21 protein-coding genes are annotated in these 19493 nt (G+C 43.9%); 5 read left to right on the top strand and 16 right to left on the bottom strand.

The features are described 5' to 3' along the window. Positions 1-105 precede the first annotated feature (105 nt). Positions 106-1794, bottom strand: coding sequence for an ATP-dependent DNA ligase (locus FEK29_RS08055; protein WP_138257910.1), 1689 nt, complete (start codon positions 1792-1794; stop codon positions 106-108). Further along, entirely contained in the window at positions 1791-2813 is a 1023-nt protein-coding gene (locus FEK29_RS08050) for a ligase-associated DNA damage response exonuclease (protein WP_138257909.1), read from the bottom strand. The genes FEK29_RS08055 and FEK29_RS08050 overlap by 4 nt, the downstream gene beginning before the upstream one ends. 307 nt (positions 2814-3120) lie before the next feature. Between FEK29_RS08050 and FEK29_RS08045 the strand changes: the two genes are divergently transcribed. Next, positions 3121-3543, top strand: coding sequence for a tellurite resistance TerB family protein (locus tag FEK29_RS08045; RefSeq protein WP_138257908.1), 423 nt, complete (start codon positions 3121-3123; stop codon positions 3541-3543). 167 nt (positions 3544-3710) lie between these two features. Here FEK29_RS08045 and fbp read toward each other — a convergent pair whose 3' ends face one another. After that, positions 3711-4721 carry a class 1 fructose-bisphosphatase gene (gene fbp, locus FEK29_RS08040; RefSeq protein WP_138257907.1) on the bottom strand — a complete coding sequence of 337 codons (1011 nt, stop codon included), beginning with the start codon at positions 4719-4721 and terminating at the stop codon, positions 3711-3713. Positions 4722-4829: 108 nt separating this feature from the next. Here fbp and FEK29_RS08035 point away from each other — a divergent pair, with 108 nt between their 5' ends. From FEK29_RS08035 to FEK29_RS08025, 3 genes are all read left to right on the top strand, one after another. Further along, entirely contained in the window at positions 4830-5309 is a 480-nt protein-coding gene (locus FEK29_RS08035) for a GNAT family N-acetyltransferase (RefSeq protein WP_138257906.1), read from the top strand. A gap of 23 nt (positions 5310-5332) precedes the next feature. Further along, positions 5333-6580 (top strand): aspartate kinase, encoded by a 1248-nt coding sequence (locus FEK29_RS08030; RefSeq protein ID WP_138257905.1) that lies wholly within the window; start codon positions 5333-5335, stop codon positions 6578-6580. Between the two features lie 84 nt (positions 6581-6664). Beyond that, positions 6665-8479 (top strand): GNAT family N-acyltransferase, encoded by a 1815-nt coding sequence (locus FEK29_RS08025; protein ID WP_138257904.1) that lies wholly within the window; start codon positions 6665-6667, stop codon positions 8477-8479. Positions 8480-8483: 4 nt separating this feature from the next. Here the strand turns inward: FEK29_RS08025 and FEK29_RS08020 are convergent, their stop codons facing one another. From FEK29_RS08020 to FEK29_RS07955, 13 genes are all read right to left on the bottom strand, one after another. Continuing rightward, on the bottom strand, positions 8484-8978 hold the full coding sequence (locus tag FEK29_RS08020) for a GNAT family N-acetyltransferase (protein WP_138257903.1): 495 nt from the start codon (positions 8976-8978) through the stop codon (positions 8484-8486). Positions 8979-8994: 16 nt separating this feature from the next. After that, on the bottom strand, positions 8995-9480 hold the full coding sequence (locus FEK29_RS08015) for a DUF6428 family protein (protein WP_138257902.1): 486 nt from the start codon (positions 9478-9480) through the stop codon (positions 8995-8997). 191 nt (positions 9481-9671) lie between these two features. After that, entirely contained in the window at positions 9672-9995 is a 324-nt protein-coding gene (locus FEK29_RS08010) for an ArsR/SmtB family transcription factor (RefSeq protein WP_138257901.1), read from the bottom strand. A gap of 76 nt (positions 9996-10071) precedes the next feature. After that, a complete protein-coding gene (locus FEK29_RS08005) occupies positions 10072-10458 on the bottom strand; it encodes a TM2 domain-containing protein (protein ID WP_138257900.1) in 387 nt (128 codons plus the stop codon). Positions 10459-10511: 53 nt separating this feature from the next. Continuing rightward, positions 10512-10898 (bottom strand): VOC family protein, encoded by a 387-nt coding sequence (locus FEK29_RS08000; RefSeq protein ID WP_138257899.1) that lies wholly within the window; start codon positions 10896-10898, stop codon positions 10512-10514. A gap of 7 nt (positions 10899-10905) precedes the next feature. Beyond that, positions 10906-11361 carry a DUF1801 domain-containing protein gene (locus FEK29_RS07995; RefSeq protein ID WP_138257898.1) on the bottom strand — a complete coding sequence of 152 codons (456 nt, stop codon included), beginning with the start codon at positions 11359-11361 and terminating at the stop codon, positions 10906-10908. Between the two features lies 1 nt (position 11362). Beyond that, entirely contained in the window at positions 11363-11734 is a 372-nt protein-coding gene (locus FEK29_RS07990) for a VOC family protein (protein ID WP_138257897.1), read from the bottom strand. A gap of 32 nt (positions 11735-11766) precedes the next feature. Beyond that, positions 11767-12711 (bottom strand): 2-hydroxyacid dehydrogenase, encoded by a 945-nt coding sequence (locus FEK29_RS07985; RefSeq protein WP_138257896.1) that lies wholly within the window; start codon positions 12709-12711, stop codon positions 11767-11769. 7 nt (positions 12712-12718) lie between these two features. Then, a complete protein-coding gene (locus tag FEK29_RS07980) occupies positions 12719-13084 on the bottom strand; it encodes a cupin domain-containing protein (protein ID WP_138257895.1) in 366 nt (121 codons plus the stop codon). Positions 13085-13103: 19 nt separating this feature from the next. Further along, positions 13104-14459 (bottom strand): magnesium transporter, encoded by a 1356-nt coding sequence (gene mgtE, locus FEK29_RS07975; protein WP_138257894.1) that lies wholly within the window; start codon positions 14457-14459, stop codon positions 13104-13106. Beyond that, complete coding sequence (rsmA, locus tag FEK29_RS07970) at positions 14446-15321, bottom strand: 16S rRNA (adenine(1518)-N(6)/adenine(1519)-N(6))-dimethyltransferase RsmA (RefSeq protein ID WP_138257893.1); 876 nt, start codon at positions 15319-15321, stop codon at positions 14446-14448. Before rsmA ends, mgtE begins: the two co-directional genes overlap by 14 nt. 54 nt (positions 15322-15375) lie before the next feature. Further along, positions 15376-16005 carry a DUF4286 family protein gene (locus FEK29_RS18180; protein WP_205123406.1) on the bottom strand — a complete coding sequence of 210 codons (630 nt, stop codon included), beginning with the start codon at positions 16003-16005 and terminating at the stop codon, positions 15376-15378. A gap of 189 nt (positions 16006-16194) precedes the next feature. After that, positions 16195-17979 (bottom strand): tetratricopeptide repeat protein, encoded by a 1785-nt coding sequence (locus tag FEK29_RS07955; protein WP_138257892.1) that lies wholly within the window; start codon positions 17977-17979, stop codon positions 16195-16197. 206 nt (positions 17980-18185) lie between these two features. Between FEK29_RS07955 and FEK29_RS07950 the strand changes: the two genes are divergently transcribed. Continuing rightward, positions 18186-19493: a ComEC/Rec2 family competence protein gene (locus FEK29_RS07950; RefSeq protein ID WP_138257891.1), complete on the top strand. Its 1308-nt coding sequence runs from the start codon at positions 18186-18188 to the stop codon at positions 19491-19493.

Below are 19493 nucleotides of genomic sequence, written 5' to 3'. Positions count from 1 at the left end.
ACCTTCTAAAGGTAGCAAAAGCTCCTTCCCTTGGAAAGTGAAGTTGGATTCAAAATCACGGATTTTGGATTCGGAAGGGATTGTTGATTTTTACTTTCTGTGCAATCATCCCGAATTCTCGGAATTAGGGATTAGGTTTTTGAGTTCGTCCAAACTATTCGCCTCATGGATACTTTTATCCTGTCGCCATCGTAACATCCTGGGAAAACGGGTAGCGACGCCACTTTTGTGCCTGTTGGAAAGGGCAATGCCTTCAAAGGCAATTTCAAATACGTGATACGGGGTAACACTTCGAACCGGACCAAAACGCTCCAAGGTGTTTTTCTTTATCCATGCATCCAACTTCCTAAATTCGGCATCGGTGAGTCCGGAGTACGCTTTCGCAAACGTGACCAATTCCCGTTCCCCGTTCTCATTTTCGTCCCACAGCGCGAAAGTGTAATCGGTAAACATATTGCTTCTACGCCCGTGCCCCCGCATGGCATAGGTGAGCACCGCATCAATGGTCAAGGGGTCCACCTTCCATTTCCACCAATCTCCTTTTTTTCGGCCTACCAAATAGGGCGAATCCTTTCTTTTCAGCATCAAACCTTCACTATGCTTTTCTCTAGACCGGTCCCTTTCTTTGGCCACCTCCTGCCAGGAATCAAACTGCATGGTTTCCGAGAGTTGTAGGGGCAAATCACTTCGATTTCGTTGAGTGCCCCCACTTTCACTTTGCTCTGTAGTTTTTGATTTCTGGTGGCTGAGCGTAGTCGTAGCCACGGTTTCAAACAGAGCTTCCAACAATTGTCTGCGTTCGGAAAAAGGTTTCTGCCGGATATCCGTTCCCTGCCATTCCAATAAATCATATGCTTTAAGAATGACGGGAACTTTTGTGAGGAGGGATTTTGAAACCGATTTCCTCCCGATTCGTTTTTGCAAGTCGTTAAAGGTCCCTATTTGTCCTTTTGGGTAGGGTAATATTTCGCCATCGATGACCGTTCCATTGGGAATAAAACCGATATACTGTTCAAATTCCGGGTACTTGTCTGTAACCAGTTCCTCGCCCCGGCTCCAGACAAAGATTTCATCATTTCTTAGGATGACCTGTGAACGTATACCGTCCCATTTGTGTTCCATGGACCATTCGTTAACATCGCCCAAACTTTCCGGGACTTCTTCTAGCGCATAGGCCAAATAAAAGGGATAGGGTTTGGATAGGTAGTCGGTTTTGTGCTCCTCCAAGACCAGCTGTTGAAAGGAAATTGTATTGGGGTCCCAATTCCCCATTAACTTATAGGCGAGAATGTCCTCGTCAATTTCAGTGGCCTTGGAGAGTGCCCTTGTCATCAATTTCTGACTCACCCCAATGCGGAAACCGCCTGTTATCAATTTGGTGAAAACGAACCGTTCATAGTAATCCAGAACCTTCCAATTGTCAAAAAGATACTGCTTTTTTTCGTAGTCCGATTTCTTTTTGAGCGCTATCATCTCCTCCAAGAATTGGGTCAGGGTCTTCCCTGTGGACGCTTTTGATGAAGGGACCACCAAGGAGATGGTTTCGGCCAGGTCGCCAACAATGTGGTAGCTCTCCTCAAAAAGCCATAAAGGGATGTTCGCAAGTTCCGATGCCCATTCCCTTAAAAGTGTCGTGTTCACGGGTCTGGGAGGCCTGCGGTGCGATAGGATGGCGATGGTCCAGACTTTATCGGTGTCACCTGCCTTCAAAAAGTATTGGGTGAGGGCATCAACCTTAACGGTAGTCTTGTTAGTGCTGTCCAGCGTCTTAATAATTTGCGCAAATCGTTTCATGATTCAGATACCGATTTAGAGGTTTCCATCTCGCCCTGTTCGCCTTCATATTGAGTGGCTTCGGTGCGTGCATCGTATCCTTGTTCCCTAAGGTATCGGGAAAAAATATCGCTATAGCCATGAGTACAAATGACTTTTTCTGCGCCTGTAGCTTCAATACTGGAAAGTAAGCCTTGCCAATCGCAATGATCGCTAAGGACAAAACCTTTGTCGATGGCTCGTCTGCGTCTAGCTCCCCGAAAGGTCATCCAACCACTTGCCGATGCCGTTACATAGGGCACCATCTTCCTGATCCAAGGGCTGCCATGGGCACTGGGAGGGGCCAAAACGATGTTTCCCAAAAGTTCTTTTTTGGTTGTTTCTTTAGTGACCAATTTGGTGGGAGGGAAAGAGACCATCGGCCTTAGGACTTCCGTCATATTCTCTATGGCCCCATGGGTGAAAATTGTGCCAATCTCTGTATCCAAATACTTTAACAATCGCTGTGCCTTTCCAAGACTGTAACCAAATAGGATGGAGGTCTTACCTTCCTTTTTGTTCTCCAGCCACCATTTGTTAATATCTGCTAGGACCTCTTTTTGGGGCAACCATTTAAAGGCAGGAAGACCAAAGGTACATTCGGTGATAAACGTATGGCAGTTTACAGGCTCATACGGGGTGGATATGCCATCGTCCTCCGTTTTGTAATCCCCGGTAAATACCCAGACCTCGCCTTTGTGTTCTACCCTAACTTGGGAAGCTCCAATGATATGTCCCGCTGGATGCAGGCTAAATTTTACGTTGTTAACGGTGAAGGTTTCGCCCCATTCAAATCCTGTGGTCTTAATATCACCCAACCTTTGTGAGATAATGGGAATGTTCCTTGGATGCGTGATATACTGTTCGTTTCCCCAGCGACTGTGGTCCGCATGGCCGTGGGTGATAATAGCCTTTTTAACAGGTTTCCACGGATCTAGGTAAACGTCCGCTTTTTCACAATAGATACCTTTATCGGTAAATTTTAAAAGGGGTGATTTCATCTGTTTATATTTAATGGTATTAAATGGTCAGATGCAATTATTCACATCGCTGTTTATTGTATTTTAAAAAGGTGTTCATGAATCTTTGATTTAGTTCATTATTTACTATTTGCTTTTCAGCGGTATTCATGAAACTTCGTTTTCGCCATCCCGATAGCTATCGGGACATCCCGGTGGGTATCAGGACTTGTTATGGCTCATTTCATAGCATCGTGAAGTTACAAATTTGCGTAGAAACAAAGTTGGACGGGATATAAACTATGACCTGTAAAAAAATTATATTTGCCCAATAAAACAAAATACGATTATGGCCATTGCAGATTTATATACCAGTGGAGAACATAGAAGAAATTTGGCACATTTTGCGGCCCTCGCTACTCTTGCCTCTGTTGATGGAGAGGTAAGTACGGAGGAAAAGCTTTTATTGGACCGATTTGCCACCAAACTGGATATCACACAGTCCGAATATAAGGAAGTCCTTAAAAAAGAGAACAAGTATCCTATTGAGGCGCCGCTTGATTCCGAGAAACGTTTGGAGCGACTTTATGATTTGTTCAGGATTATTTATTCTGATCATGAAATGGATCCGGAAGAAAAGATTCTGGTTAAAAAATATGCTATTGGACTAGGTTTTAATGGGGAAAAGGCAGATAAAGTTATAGAACGTTCCGTTCCAATTTTTGGAGGTAAACTTGATTTTGAGGATTACCTCTATTTGGTCAAGAAATAATTTACAAAGCACTTGAAACAGAAAGGGGAGCGATTCGCTCCCTTTTTTATTGGCACCGCCAAAAGGTATAATACACCGAGGCTTGCCCGCCTGAACGCCAGTCGGGCAGGCATCAAAATTAAAAGTTCGTTTTCGAAGAATATCTCCTGAGCTTGCCCCGAGGTTGTTTACTGGTACTTATCCAGGAATTCCTGCAGTTTTTCCACCATTTTCCGGCTACCGCAGAAAAAGGGAACACGTTGGTGCAGTTCGGTAGGTTGAATGTCCAGAATCCGCGTTTTACCACCAATGGCGATTCCGTTCGCCTGCTCTGCAATAAAGGCCATGGGATTGCATTCATACAGTAATCTCAATTTTCCGTTTCCAGTGAGGCTACTTTTGGGGTACATATAAATGCCGCCCTTTATCATGTTCCGATGAAAATCCGATACCAAAGACCCAATGTACCTTGATGTGTAGGGCCTGTCTTCTTCCTCCATTTGGCAATATTTGATAAAGTGCTTCACACCTTGATGAAAATGAACGTAGTTCCCTTCGTTCACGGAATAAATCTTGCCGTTTTCTGGAAATTTCATATTGGGGTGCGATAGGTAAAAGGTTCCCAAAGCTGGGTTGAGGGTAAAACCGTTAACACCATCGCCAGTTGTGTAGACAATCATGGTGGAGGTTCCGTAAACAACGTAACCCGCGGCAACCTGTTGGTTGCCAGGTTGTAGAAAGTCCTCAATGGTGACTGGGGTACCAACCGGGGTCACTCTTCTGTAAATGGAAAAGATAGTACCTACGGATACGTTTACATCTATATTGGAGGAACCGTCCAAAGGGTCTATGAGCACTACATATTTATTCTGATGGTTTTCATCACTGCTGTTTATAGAAATGAAACTATCCTCTTCTTCGGATGCTATTCCACAGACAATTTCCCTATTGGTTAAGGTCTGTATGAACTTTTCATTGGCAAAAACATCCAATTTCTGTTGGTTTTCCCCTTGGATATTGGTCTCGCCCGCGGTACCGATTATATCCACTAGCCCCGCCTTGTTGACTTCGTGGTTTACCACCTTGGCAGCCAAACGAATGGCGTTGATTAATTTGGATAGTTCCCCGGAGGAATATTGGAAAGATTTCTGGTTTTCAATGATAAATTCCCCTAAGGTTTGTTTTCTGAAGGCCGACATAGGATATAAAGGTTGATCTCACTACAAATAACGCCTATTTTGTGAAACTCTTGTGTTTGGTTTTCACTTCTTTGTTTAAAATTATAACTTTGTGTTTTATTTGTAACAATGAATTATAATATCAGAGCTTCCCGAAGGGAGGATATGGTACAGGTGTTGGAATTGATCCGGGAGCTTGCCGTATTCGAAAAAGAGGAAAATGCGGTTGAGGTTACCGTGGCCGATCTGGAAAGGAGTGGCTTTGGAGATGATAAGTTATTCCACTGTTTCGTGGCCGAACAGGAAGGGAATATCGTTGGAATGGCCTTGGTCTACCCCAGATATTCTACGTGGAAGGGACCCATCATCCACTTGGAGGATCTCATCGTCACGGAGAAAATGCGTGGAAGTGGTCTGGGGACCGCTTTGTTGAACGAGGTAGTGAAGTATGGCCACAAATTGGGTGTAAAAAGGATAAGTTGGGAGGTGCTCGATTGGAACGAACCTGCTATTGAATTTTATAAAAGCAAAGGTGCAGATGTAAAACGCGATTGGGACGTGGTGCACTTGGATGAAAAAGGGATAGCCAACTATTTGGCGAAGATTTAAAATTTTAGAATCGTAATTCGTGTATGAGAGTATTTAAGTTTGGAGGTGCCTCCGTGAAAGATGCGGAAGCGGTAAAAAATGTAGTAAACGTATTGCAGACAGTAGGCTATGAAAACACGCTGTTAGTAGTTTCCGCCATGGGAAAGACCACCAATGCCATGGAAGAGGTGGTAAATGCCTATTTTAAGAACAAGAAGGACATTCCCTCAAAAATCTCGGACATTGTGGAGTACCACAACGGCATCATAAACGATCTGTTTGAGAACAAACAACATAAAATTTATAAGGACTTTAAGGTGTTGATCGATGAGATCAACGGATTTTTGGTCTGGAACAAATCCCCCAATTACAATTTTGTCTATGACCAAATTGTAGGATATGGAGAATTGATTTCTACCACCATTATCAGTGCCTATTTGGAGAAAGTCGGTATCGCCAATAACTGGTTGGACGTGCGCAATTATATCAAGACCGATAACAGTTACAGGGACACTACCGTAAACTGGGAAAGGACCCAGGCCAATGTAGCGGATATCGATAAGAAGGTACTGAACATCACCCAAGGTTTTTTGGGTAGTGACGACAACAACTTTACGACCACTTTGGGAAGGGAGGGGTCGGATTATACCGCTGCCATTCTCGCCTATTGCCTTAATGCAGACTCCGTGACCATCTGGAAGGATGTGCCCGGTGTTTTGAACGCAGATCCTAGATATTTTAAGGAAACGCAGTTGTTGAACAATATATCCTATCGAGAGGCGATCGAACTTGCCTTCTATGGTGCATCGGTCATACATCCAAAGACCCTGCAGCCGTTACAGCGTAAGGAAATACCCTTACATGTAAAATCATTTTTGAACCCAAAGGACCCCGGGACTACGGTGGGCAAGGGCATGGGCATCGAACCCAAAGTTCCCTGCTTCATCGTTAAGAAAAACCAAGTGCTTATGAAATTGTCCTCACTGGATTTTTCCTTCATGGTGGAGAACAACATTAGTGAGATTTTCAAGCTATTTCATGACTTTAAGATCAAGGTGGACCTGATCCAAAATTCCGCTATAAGTTTTTCAGTTTGTGTAGATAACAAATTTGGTGGTTTGCAAGATCTTTTACAGCAATTAAAAAGTAAGTTCAAGGTGGTACACCATGAGGATGTTTCGCTCTACACCATCCGGCATTTTAACGCCCAAGCACTCGAATCCTTGGTCAATGGGCATGAAGTTCTGTTGGAACAGCGGGGTAAGGAAACGGTGCAATTAGTGGTGAAATAGCCTTCTGCGCTATTTTTTCCCTTCTTTAAAATAGTGACCTCCACTACCATTTTCCTATATTTATGCCCTGAAATTGTTTAGGGTATGGGTTTAGTGACCTCAAAAGAAGTGGCAAAGGCCGTTAACTTGTCCAAGTACGGCTTTCTGGGAACTTTTATAGGTTGGGTATTGATGAAAGTCACCCGCATATCCGGTGTCAATAGGTTTTACGATAGTATTTCTCACTTGGAGGGCAAGGAATTTACCCAGGCCGTTTTGGACCATTTTGAAATCGATTTTGAAATTCCCGAAGAGGATTTTAGGCGATTGCCCAAAGACGGCCCGTTCATCACCATTAGCAACCATCCCTTGGGAGCTATTGACGGTGTTCTGCTGATGAACCTATTGCTTCCCAAAAGACCGGATTTCAAGATCATGGCCAACTTCCTGTTACAGCGTATGGTGCCATTGGACCCTTACATTCTTCCGGTAAATCCGTTCGAAGGGCATAAGGATGCCAAAAGTAGTGTGAGCGGATTTAAAAGGACACTCACACATCTAAGGGATGGGCATCCCTTGGGGATATTTCCGGCAGGGGAAGTTTCCACGTATCGCGATGGAAAATTGATCGTGGACAAACCTTGGGAAGATGCTGTCTTAAAGCTAATAAGAAAGGCGGAGGTACCGGTAGTCCCTATTTATTTTCATGCCAGAAATAGCAAGCTTTTTTATAGGCTTTCCAAACTGAACGATATTTTTAGAACGGCTATGATTCCTTCACAGGTATTTTCACAACATAACAGACCCATAAAAATCAGGATCGGCCAGCCTATAACGGTACAGACCCAAAAGGAACAGGAAGACATGGTTGAATTTGCAGATCTGTTGCGAAGAAAGACCTATATTCTCTCCAACGCCTACGAAAAGGAACGGCTGATAGACCAAATACCCACTTCCCTAAAAATCCCCAAACCGCCCAAAAAGATTGCTTCCGCCATGCGAAAAGAGGTGATGCAGGGCGAAATCGAAAAGCTTCGGGAAAAAGATTGCAGGTTGTTGCAAAGTAAGAACTACGAGGTTTTCCTAGCCAAGGAGAAGGATATGCCTTTTATCCTCAAGGAAATTGGACGGCAGCGAGAGGTTACCTTTCGGGAGATAGGGGAGGGCACCAATAATTCCATTGACCTGGACAAGTTCGATTCCTATTATTACCATCTTTTTTTATGGGACGATGCGGAAAAATGCATTGTGGGTGCCTACCGCATGGGTCTGGGTTCGGAAATTTTTCCGGAATACGGCATCGACGGGTTCTATTTGCAGGACCTGTTCCGGGTAGAGCCGGAACTGTATGGGATGATGAAGAATTCCATTGAAATGGGAAGGGCCTATATCACCAAGGAATACCAGCAGAAACCCATGCCCCTGTTCTTATTATGGAAAGGGATCGTACATACGACCTTAAGGCATCCGGAGCATAAATACCTAATAGGGGGCGTAAGTATCAGCAACCAATTCTCCAATTTTTCAAAGAGCTTGATGATCGAGTTTATGAAGTCGCATTATTGGGATCCTTATGTGGCCCAATACATTCGGCCCAAAAAGGAATTCAAGGTAAAGCTTAAGGATGCCGATAAAGAGTTTGTCTTTGATGAAACCCAGGCCGATTTAAATAAGTTCGATAAGATGATCGATGAGGTGGAACCCGGTAGCCTGCGTTTGCCCGTCCTTATCAAAAAATACATCAAACAGAACGCCAAGGTCGTCGCTTTCAATGTAGATCCACTTTTCAATAATTCCGTGGATGGTCTCATGTACATTAAAATAGCCGATTTGCCCGAAAGTACCGTAAAACCGGTCATGGAGGAATTTCAGGCGGAATTGGAACGCAAGCTGGCCGAATCCCAACAAAATCAAGAATAAGGTTCTAATCTATGCCGATAACCGTACTGCGTCTTTCAAAAAGTACGTTATCAATCCAAACGCCGTTCAAATTTCCAACCCGCTCGCGGACACCGATTTTTCTGAAACCTACCGATTCGTGTAGTTTTATACTTGTTTGGTTCAATGGAAAAATCCCCGATTGCAAGGTCCAAAATCCTTGTGCTTCACTTTCCAAAATCAAATGTTTTAAAAGTGCTTTCCCAAGGCCCAGCCCCCTGTACTTTTCACCTATGTATATGCTTACCTCCGCTACGCCCCTGTAAACATGTCGGCTAGAGACGGGTGCCAACGCGGCCCATCCAGCTAGATTGTTCTCATAAAGTCCCACAAACCGACAAATTTTCAAGTGCGACCTGTCCCATTTTTCGTAAGTGGTAATCTGGGTCTCAAAAGTAGCCATGCCCGTAGCAATGCCTTCCCCATAAATTTTGGCAACCTTTTCCCAATCGGTAGCGGCCATTGGCCTAATGGAAATCATTTAAAGTCCTTATGGATTAACAACAGCCACTTCCCGGCGCGCAGGCTGAAACGGCTTCCGCGGCTTTTTCAGAGATACCACAGGTCTCTTTGGCCTTGCAATCCGTTTGTTCCACGCCCAATTTTAATAGGAGGTTATCACCCACTATTTGAAATTCGTTCACGAATAACTGTGCGGTATGAAAACTTTGGTTGCTGTATTCAAACTTGACCTCTACATCCCTTTTCATGGGCTTGATCTTGTCCACTTTTTTGAGAATGGAAAGTGCTTTGTAGGCACTCATATACTCCCGTTTGTCCTTTTCCAATGGACTTTCATAGAGTTGGATGATGGTTTCCTTCCAAAAGTCAGGGTTGGCACCACAGTCAACGGAGTCGATGGTTACATTTTTCACTTCGGTGATGTGATAATTGGCACCTACCAATAGACCGGGAGCATATTCAAAAAGTAAGTTTTTACCAGGATTTCCCTCAAGGATGTTCAAAAGTTCTTTTGTTTTCATATTGTAATTCCTATTGTCCGTAATTTGTCATAAAGGCAATTTAAATGTCAGGTCGAGCGCAGTCGAGACCTCATTTTAAGACTTTTATGTTTAATGACCTCTCGACTGCCCTTCGACTGTACTCAGGACAGACTACTCGAGGAGACATAAGGGTATGATAGATTACGGATATTCATATTGTAATTTTTTGGTTAACAGCAATTTGTTTTCGTCTTATTGAAAAAGGAGTTCAATAGTTCTTGAATGGCCGACCATCTTTCCAGATTGATGCAATAGCATACCCGTTTCCCTTCAATTTCCCCAGAAATTAAACCGATGCTCTTCAATTCTTTTAAATGCTGGGAAATGGTAGGTTGGGCTAAGCCTATTTCGTCTACAATATCGTTGCAGATACAAGCCTGTTGCCTACTTATATATTCGAGGATGGCGATCCGTGCAGGATTAGCCAACACCTTAAAGATAACGGTCAGTTCGTTCTGCTTGTTGGTAAAAATCTGTGATTTGGTAACTCCCATCGTAATATTTATATATTGCAATATTACGATAATAAATTAAAATAAAAAAAGCCTTTTTCATAAAGGCTTTTAAATTTTAGAACCAAGGTTTCTTACCCACCTGATAGGTGTTATAAAACTCTTCGTCTGATTTGGTAAGATAGATAATCCCTTCAATCAAACCGACTAATCCCGGAATCCAAACAAACAACAGCCCAACGGCTAAGCATGACAAAACATAAGCAGCTAATGAAACCCCTAAAAGGATGAATCCTTCCTTTTGATAGCCTAGTATGAACTTATGTACCCCAAGCGAACCCAATAAAATTGCTAGAATACCCGCCAATACTTTTTTGTTCTCACTTCCACCAGTAGCACTTTTTAAGCCTTCAGTGAATTCATTTGCGGTCTTTTTTGCTTCATTGGCGAAATCGTTGGCAGCATCTTCTGCCTTATCGCCAAAATCTTTGTTTTCTTCTGACATGGTATTATTTTTAGGTGGTTAATTATAATTTAAAAGTAAAGAATAAAACGATATCACAAAAAAACTTTATCATTAGGTTCCCAAAGCTCCAATTTATTGCCATCTGGGTCTAGAATCCAACCAAACTTACCATAATCGTATTCCTCCACTTCCCCGACAATTGTAACTCCCTCCTTTTTCAATACTTCCAAAAGTTCAATTAAGTTTTCCACTCTAAAGTTCATCATGAAGGAGGAAGTACTGGGCTTAAAGTATTGGGTGTCCTCTTTCATGGGACTCCATTGTGTAGTACGGTCGTTTCCGTCTTTGTCCTTCCACCAAAATGTACAACCGTATTGATCTGTATTCAGTCCTAAATGGTTTCTGTACCATTCCTTGGTTTTATCCGGATCTGATGTCTTAAAAAAGAATCCCCCCAATCCAGTTACCCTGTTTTTCATACGTTTCTTATTTTCCAGTTTTATTCTCGTAAAGGGCTATCCAGTCCTGAACGCTCATTTTGCGCGCTAGATTCCCAATTAGTACATAGGGAATGTCGTCCAAGTTCTTGAACCTAATACAGCTTTTCCCCATATCCAATTTACGTTTACTGTGTTTAGGATATTCCGTTTTAAACCAATCCAACAACCTGGGGTCCGCGTACAGACCGGAATGATAGAGGGCTACAAAGTTCTTTTGGGACGCCAAATTTATAAAGGGGAGAGCAAGTTTCGGATCTACATGGTAACCGGCGGGATACAGCCTATGCGGCACTACATAGCCCAACATGCCATAGCTGATTTGTTCCTCAAAACCTTCCGGTAGATTTTCCAGGAGGTTTTTCCTAATTTCCAAAATTACCGCCTTTCTTTCTTCGGGCAATTGGGAAATATAGTCTTCTGGTGAATCCGCCTTGTACTGCATCTCAAACGTGTTGGTCTATTAAAATGGGGTTGCCATCTGGATCTAATAACGTAACGCTGGCAGGTCCCGAGGTGCCTTCTTCCACTTTTCTAACAAGGTTTAGGCCTTTGCCCTCTAGCTGCTTTTGGATGTCACGAATATCGGTATAATTGTTCAAGGTATTGGCATTGGAATCCCAACCGGGATTATAGGTGAGGATATTCTTTTCAAACATACCTTGAAAGAGTCCAATGGTAGAGGTTTCATTTTTTAGAATCAGCCAATTTTGTTCAATATCGCCATGGAAAACCGAGAAGCCCAAAGCTTCATAAAACGCTTTGGAGGCCTTAATGTCCTTGACACTAAGGCTTACGGAAAAAGAGCCTAAGTTCATTTTAAAGGTGTTTAAGTTTGACTATCAATCCCTTAAGCTACAAATTTATTTTTGATTTTGTCCACCACGGTCTGTGCCAACTTAATTTTGCTCTCTACCGTCCAACCGGCCACATGGGGGGAGAGGATGACATTTTCCGCTTGGGTCAAATATTCAAAGGCCTCGGGAAGTCCGTCTCCGGTAAACATATTTTCAAAGGAGGTTTTTTCATATTCAAGGACGTCCAAACCAGCGCCCAACACTTTCCCCGATTTCAACGCTCCGACCAAATCGGCCGTTTTAATGCATTTGCCCCTGGCCGTGTTGATGATCCAGATATCGTTGTGGAACTTGTTCAAAAATTCGGAATTGATCATACCTATGGTGGCCTCGGTTTGGGGAACATGTAGGCTCAGGACATCGGTTCGCTGGTGTAACTCCATGATGCCTACTTGCCGGGCATATTCATCCTCTACGCCACCTATGATGTCATAACAGATAACCTCCTCTACATCAAAACCCTTTAGTTTTTTGGCAAAGGATTTTCCCATGTTTCCGTATCCTACGATACCTACTACCTTACCTTCCAATTCTACCCCTCGGTTGCCTTCGCGGTCCCATTTGCCGTTCCTGACTTCGGCATCGGCCTTGTTCAATTTATTGAAGAGGGACAGGAGCATGCCCAGGGCATGTTCCCCAACGGCGTTTCTATTTCCTTCCGGCGCAGCGGCCAAAAAGATGCCCAAGGACTTGGCATACCGGGTATCGATATTCTCCAAACCGGCGCCCAAGCGTCCAATGAATTTTAAGTGCTTCGCCTTGTCCAGAAAAGAGGCGTCAATGGTAAATCTGCTTCGGATGATGAGTCCGTCGTAGTCCCCAATTTTCTCTTCTATCGCTTCCTTTGTAGAAACATAGTCCTCATCGTTCACAAACCCCATTGCATTAAATTGTTCAATAATCAAGGGATGGTTTCTATCTACATGGAGTACTTTCATAGGGTTTTTAAATTTTTGGATAGGTGGTCTGGGTTAGGTCATGGATTACATCGCCTGTATGGGCCGTGGAAATTTTTTCAAATAACAGGATATGGACTTCCTCATCGTTTTTGGTCTTTGGACAATGCTCCACTCCTTTTGGTACGACAATGATTTCACCTTCCCTTACTACCTCGGTACGGTCCCTAAACTGCATATAGAGTGTCCCTTTTATGACCTGAAACAATTCATCTTCCTGTTCATGGGAATGCCATACAAATTCACCTTTTAATTTGGCAAGCAATACTTGCATATCGTCCACGACCGCTATTTGATGTGGGTGCCAATACGTGTTGAACCGGCTATGTTTTTCCTGAAGATTGATGGTTTTCATTTTTGAACGGATATTAAGTTCAAATCCCCAAAATGAGCTTGGCGATCATAAAATATATGAGGATGCCAAAAATATCATTGCTGGTGGTAATAAAGGGACCCGTAGCGATGGCGGGGTCTATGCCTCTTTTATGCAGGAACAAGGGTACAAAAGTACCGATCAGTCCGGCAACTATAATGACCGCAATCAAGGAGATGGAAATCGCAAAGGAGATATTGACCTTGCCTTCATAGGACCAAACAAATATAAATAGTAAAATAGCCAGTATAATACCGTTTAGGGTGGCCAACAACATTTCCTTTATCAATCGGTTGCTGATACTTCCCTTTAAATCGTCATTGGCAAGGCCTTGTACGATGATGGCACTGGATTGTACCCCTACGTTCCCAGCCATGGCGGCAATCAATGGGGTAAAAAAGAAAATAATGAACTGCTCCTGTTTGAAATCCTCCTCAAAGCCTCCCATAATCATAAACGCTCCAATACCGCCAATAAGGCCCAAAATCAGCCATGGCAACCGTGCCCTGGTCAAGTCCAGAATACTATCATCTGCCTCTACATCCTGCGAGATACCTGCGGCCATTTGATAGTCCCTATCCGCTTCTTCCCTGATTACGTCCACGATGTCATCAATGGTGATACGCCCCACCAACCTGCCAATCTCATCCACAACCGGGATGGCTTCCAAGTCGTATTTGGACATGATCTTGGCAACCTCTTCCGGTTTTTCATTGACGTTGACGGAGTCTACCTTGGGAATGTAGACATCTTTAATATGTGTTTTAGTGGAAGTGGTCAACAGGTCCTTGAGCGACAACCTGCCAATGAGCTTGTCTTCTTCGTCCACGACATAAATTGAATGTACGCGGGTCACATTTTCGGCCTGGGCGCGCATTTCCTTTACACAGGTGAGTACGTTCCAGTTTTCCCTTACTTTTACCAATTCCTTGGCCATAAGGCCCCCGGCGGAATATTCATCGTACCGAAGCAGGTCAACGATATCCTTCGCATGCTCCCGGTCCGCTATTTCAGAAATTACCTTTTGAACCATTTCCTGCGGAAGTTCCCCAATGATATCCGCGGCATCGTCCGTATCCAGTTCCGATAGTTCCTCGGCGATTTCCTTGGAGGAAAGATTGCTCAAAATAGCCTCCCGAACGTCTTCGTCCAATTCCGTAAGCACATCGGAGGTTTTGTAGCTATCCAGGAGTTTTATGAGGTAGGTGGCCTCGTCCTCGTTGAGTTCATTGATAATTTCCGCAACATCTGCATAATGCACGTCCTCCAAAAGGGAATTCAGTTCCGTATCCCTTTGGTGTTCGATGAGCTCCTCTATCTGGGCAATGAGTTCCTCTGTGAGTTTAAATGGCGTCATGTGCTATCTTCTTTGTCAACGCAATGAATTCCGAAACGGAAAGCTGTTCCGGACGTTGGTCAAATATAGCATCTTCTTTAAGATTTTCGGAGAGTCCGAGTGTTTTTAAACTGTTACGGATGGTTTTCCTACGCTGGTTAAAGGCGGTTTTAATAACGGTAAACAATAATTTTTCATCGCAGTCCAGAACGTACTCCTTTTTTCGGGTAAGGTTCAACACTCCGGATTGCACTTTTGGTGGCGGGTCAAAAACTTGTGGATGCACTGTAAAAAGGTATTCTGCATCATAAAACGCCTGCGTCAGGACGGATAATATCCCATAGGTCTTACTGCCTTCCCTAGCGCAGATACGCTGGGCCACTTCTTTTTGGAACATGCCGGAAAACTCCGGTACTTGGTGCCGCATCTCCAGCATTTTAAAAACGATCTGTGTGGAAATGTTGTACGGGAAGTTCCCGGTGATGGCAAAGGGTTCGGCACCAAAAAGGGTGGACATGTCGTAGTTTAGAAAATCGGCCTCCACTACCTTAAAGGAGCCGTTGCCTTGCAATGCCTTGGGGTGTTCCAAGGGAAAACTGTGGTTGAGGTAAATGATGGATTCGGCATCCAGATCCATAGCGACCAAATCAATTTCCTTTCGCAATAAATATTTTGTGAGTACTCCGGTGCCGGGACCTATTTCCAGGACATGGGTGTAGCCTTTGAATGAAAGTGTTTCCGAAATTTTTTGGGCGATGTTCTCGTCCTTTAAAAAGTGCTGCCCCAGGTGCTTTTTGGCTTTGACCGGACTGTTTTGGTCGGCATAGTTTCCCTGATCATCGCGAGGCTTTTTATTTTTTCCCTTTCCCTTTCTATTTCCCATTTCCGTTTTCTTTTAAAGCTTCCCCAAACGTCAGGTTCACCTAGAGCTAGGTGCTTACCTTGCCAAATATACCCAAGCTTTTTTACCTGAAAGCAAACCGACCTCGATTCTTTCGTAGGCGTCCCCTTCATAGAAATCGGCCTTTTTCAATTCATCGTCCGTAAGTACATAGACTTTACCGTGAATTATATCTTGCGGATTATGGGTCGGTTCCAAGGTGGGATATAAACCGGCGACTTTTATATCGGAAATCCGATGTCCGTGTAGGGTATCATCATACCCGCCCAGAAGCCTTGAAAAAACGCCCAATTGAACCTCTTTTTCCTGCAAGGTGCCATAGGTAAAAAGGTGGTGCGTTGCGGTATTCCGATGCACAAAAAACTCATCGACCACCTCTAGTTCCGTCCGGAATGAAATCAATTGGTCCGCAAATAATTTTTGCCCTTTCTGCCTTAATCTTGGGGCATCCTCCCTGTAATAGTCATTGAGCATTTCCTTGCTGGCCACGGTATATTGGACGGAATAGGTGTGCCCCGTACCTTCTTCGGCCAATACCTTGGTCATTTTTGCACTCAGGAACTTTCCTGTGGCAAGCACCTCTGGAATATGTACGGATTTCATCCAGTGAAGCCATTTTTCATGGGCCTTATCCTCTATGTTGCTGGTTACGTTATAAATGTACATGGGGTGATGGTTGTTCGTTTTTGGTTGTTGATTGTTCGCTATTCGCTTTGCGCTAAACGCTTACCGCTGTTCGACTCTAAGCTATTAACTGTTCAATGCTAATTGTTTATTATGTATTGCCTCCAGCATATTTCTAACTCTTAACTCTACACTCTGAACTCCGCACTCCGCACTCTCGACTATTAAACGTTAATTGACCGCATCCCCCCGCAGCATTCTAAAATTTTTGCGGGCCTGTGGAAAATAATAGCTGTCCTGATAGTCATAAATGATACGTTCATAATGTGCCTTGGCCTTCTCCGGCTCGTCCAGTACAGTCCTGTAAAGTTCCCCTAAGGCAAAATAGGCGTCGTCTGCCAGGATACCGTTACCATAGAACTCGATTATTTTTTGATAGTTGAATTCTGCCGCTTCGTATTTCTTTTGGGATTCCAATAATTGGGCCTGTTTTAGGAGTGCCTCGTCCTCTATTTTTTCTCCCTTGTGGTTTTCCAAAATATCGTTTAGGTCTTGGATCGCCTCGTCCGTTTTGTTCTGATAGGCCAAAAAATCGGCACGGGCATATTTTTTCAATGCTGTCTGGGTGGAGTCTTCCAAGGAATTGTCCGATATCAACAAACTCAATTGCATGGCATCGTTCGCGATGAGCTGCGAGGTAGAACCCCGTAGCACCTTTAGCTGTGTCAATGCCCAGTCAAAATCTCCCTTATAGAAGCTTGTTTCCGCTACTTTGTATCGGGCATCCTGTCCCATGACATCGTTTTTTAACTTGTCCTGAACTTGCGAAAAAAAGATGAGCGCTTCGTTGAACCGACGGTCGTATACCAAAATATCGCCAAGGGCAAGCTTAATGTAGGCCTTGCTCCGTTCGTTCATGGGTAGTTCCAAACTGTTCTTTAGCAGTTCGATGGCCGGGCCGGGCTCGTCTTTTTGAAAGGTCAGGAAATTGGAATAGGCCACCTGGAGTTGCAGGGTCTGGGTCTGGTATCCGTATTGTAAAATAAGGGCTTCGTAGCGTTTCTGTATGGCGTCCAATTGATTTTTTTCCACTTCTTCCAAGGTGATGTCTATCAAATGCAGCTCCGCGTTCAATTGCACAATGGGGTCCGCACTTTCATCCTTGATGTATTTAAAAACCTCCTTGGCAACCTCATATTCCTTCTCCTCTAGTACCGTGGTGCCCAAATTCTCCAGGCGACCGGTATTGCCGCCCTCCATACGTTTGTAAATGGCCTTTTCCTGTCTGAATGCGCTTCCAAATTGCCGTTGTTTTACGAACAGCCAGCTCAGCAGCTCGTTCCAGATGATATCCGGATTTTTCTGTGCCTTTTGAAGAAGTATGGCCCTAAGGGTCTGGTTGTTGACATCCTCCGGGTCCGATGTAATGAAGTCGTCAATGCTTCTAAGGATATTGGATTTTGACGTTTTATTGTTCACCAAAAGTTCCAAATAGGAGGTGTACATTCTTTCAATATCGCCCTGTTCCCCATAAATCCTGGCTAACTGGTAATTGTAGTCCAAGGTAGGGTTCAGTTCCATAGCCTTCTTATAGGCCGCCACGGCTCTGTCCAATAAGGTATATTTTTGGAATTGGTAGCCCAAAGCGTACCCGTAGTTAGGGTTTTCCTCAATAAAAGCCAGGGCACGGTCATAATATGCCTCGGACTTTTCCGGCATGTCCTGGAGGGAATAATTGTAACCCATTTCTATCAATAGGGTAGGATGTGGGTTTCTCTGGTTCAACTGTTCCAAAAGGTAGGCTTCGGCATCGGTATAGCGTTCCAGCTGTTGATAACAGGCAATAAGACCTTGTAGATAGTCCGTTCTTCTCGGATTCTGTTTCGCCAATTTTTCGTAGAAAACGACCGCTTTTTCAAAATCGCCATCGGCAAAATACTGCTTGGCCAAAAAGTCCTCTTGGGCACAAACGCTGATGGAGATGAATAGAAAAGCAAAAAATCCTAAAAACTTCATAGCAGAAATTTATCAAATTTAAGCAAGAGCCGTAAAAGAATCTGTTAACTGAACTATAATAAGGTCAATATCGCATGGCGGCAATGGGATTTCATGTCAATTCGTACAGATTCTGCGACTGGTTATCAAATAATATATTGTAGGAATACTATTAATAATGTAGTTTTAGTAAAAGGGCCATTTACCGGCCAAACGCAAAAAATTAAATGGAAACACGGTTTTTAGGGTCAAAAACAAAACGGTTTTACTTCAACAACGGCGTTGAGGACGTGAGCTATGTGGTAATCTATGGTGATGAACTAATGGTGGAACCTTTGGAGGACAATATTGCGGAGAGTTACAGAACTGCCATTTACCGGGGGCGAGAAGGAAAGATTGCGTCCAACACCAAACTATTGCCCAAAAGGAGTTTGGAATTTTATTTTTTGGACATTGGGCAAGGGGATGCTTCCTTTACCGTAACCCCCGATAATATTAAAATATTGGTGGACGGCGGATTAAAGGACAGGGCCTTGGGTTTTCTTATCTGGAAATTCCGATTGGACCAGCCCGATACCAGCGTAACGATTGACCATTTGTTTTTAAGCCATGCCGATAAGGACCATATTGACGGCTTGGAGCCGCTACTTGAACACCCCAAAATTACGGTCAAGAATATATACCACAATGGTATTGGTTTATATGCCGATGGACACAACACGGAAATAGGTACCATGGAAAATGATAGGTTGAGAACCATACATGACTCGGTACAGGATTTGGAGAATGAACATCTTAAAAGTGACTTTAGCGAATGGATCGATGCCGTTAAAGGCTCTGGAGCTACCTACCAACGTGTGGACGCTTCCAACGGGTATCTGCCCATAGGGGACGCAAGCGTACAGTTGGAAATATTGGGACCCACCCTGGAATCCGACAATTCGTTTAAGTGGTTTGGCGGAAAGTCCCATACCATTAATGGACATTCCTTGATCTTTAGGATTGACTATGACCACGTAAGGGCCTTTTTTTCTGGGGATCTGAACGTGGAGGGAAGTGAACATCTCTTGTCTATACCGGGGAATACCCTTAAAGTAAACGCCCATATTTTTAAGGCGCCCCATCACGGCAGCCATGAGTTTTCCCAAAATTTGCTCAACCATGTGAACCCCATGGTCACTGTGGTTTCCTCTGGGGAAACACCGGATCATGGTCACCCAAGAGCGGTTTTTTTAGGAGGTTTGGGACTGGCCGGAAGGGGAAAAATGCCCCTTATTTTTTCAACGGAACTTTCGGCACTGTTCGTGGATGCGGGTGACGTTGAGGCACAAGTCTATTCCGATGCTACGGTAACTACGTTGGGCGACCTCGATTTTTCCGATTCCTTGGCAAACACGGAAGCCAGACAGCGTTTCAAGAAAGTATTACCGGGAATCATCAATGTGCGTACGGACGGCGAAAAAATATTCGCCTTTCGCAGGGTCCAAATGGGTTATCAATGGGAATCCTATGAATTGAAATACAATGACGTCTAG

The sequence above is a fragment of the Maribacter aurantiacus genome (assembly GCF_005780245.1).
Lineage (GTDB): Bacteria > Bacteroidota > Bacteroidia > Flavobacteriales > Flavobacteriaceae > Maribacter > Maribacter flavus.
The sequence above is the reverse complement of the archived record's forward strand: the minus strand, read 5'-3'. Positions and strand labels throughout refer to the sequence as shown.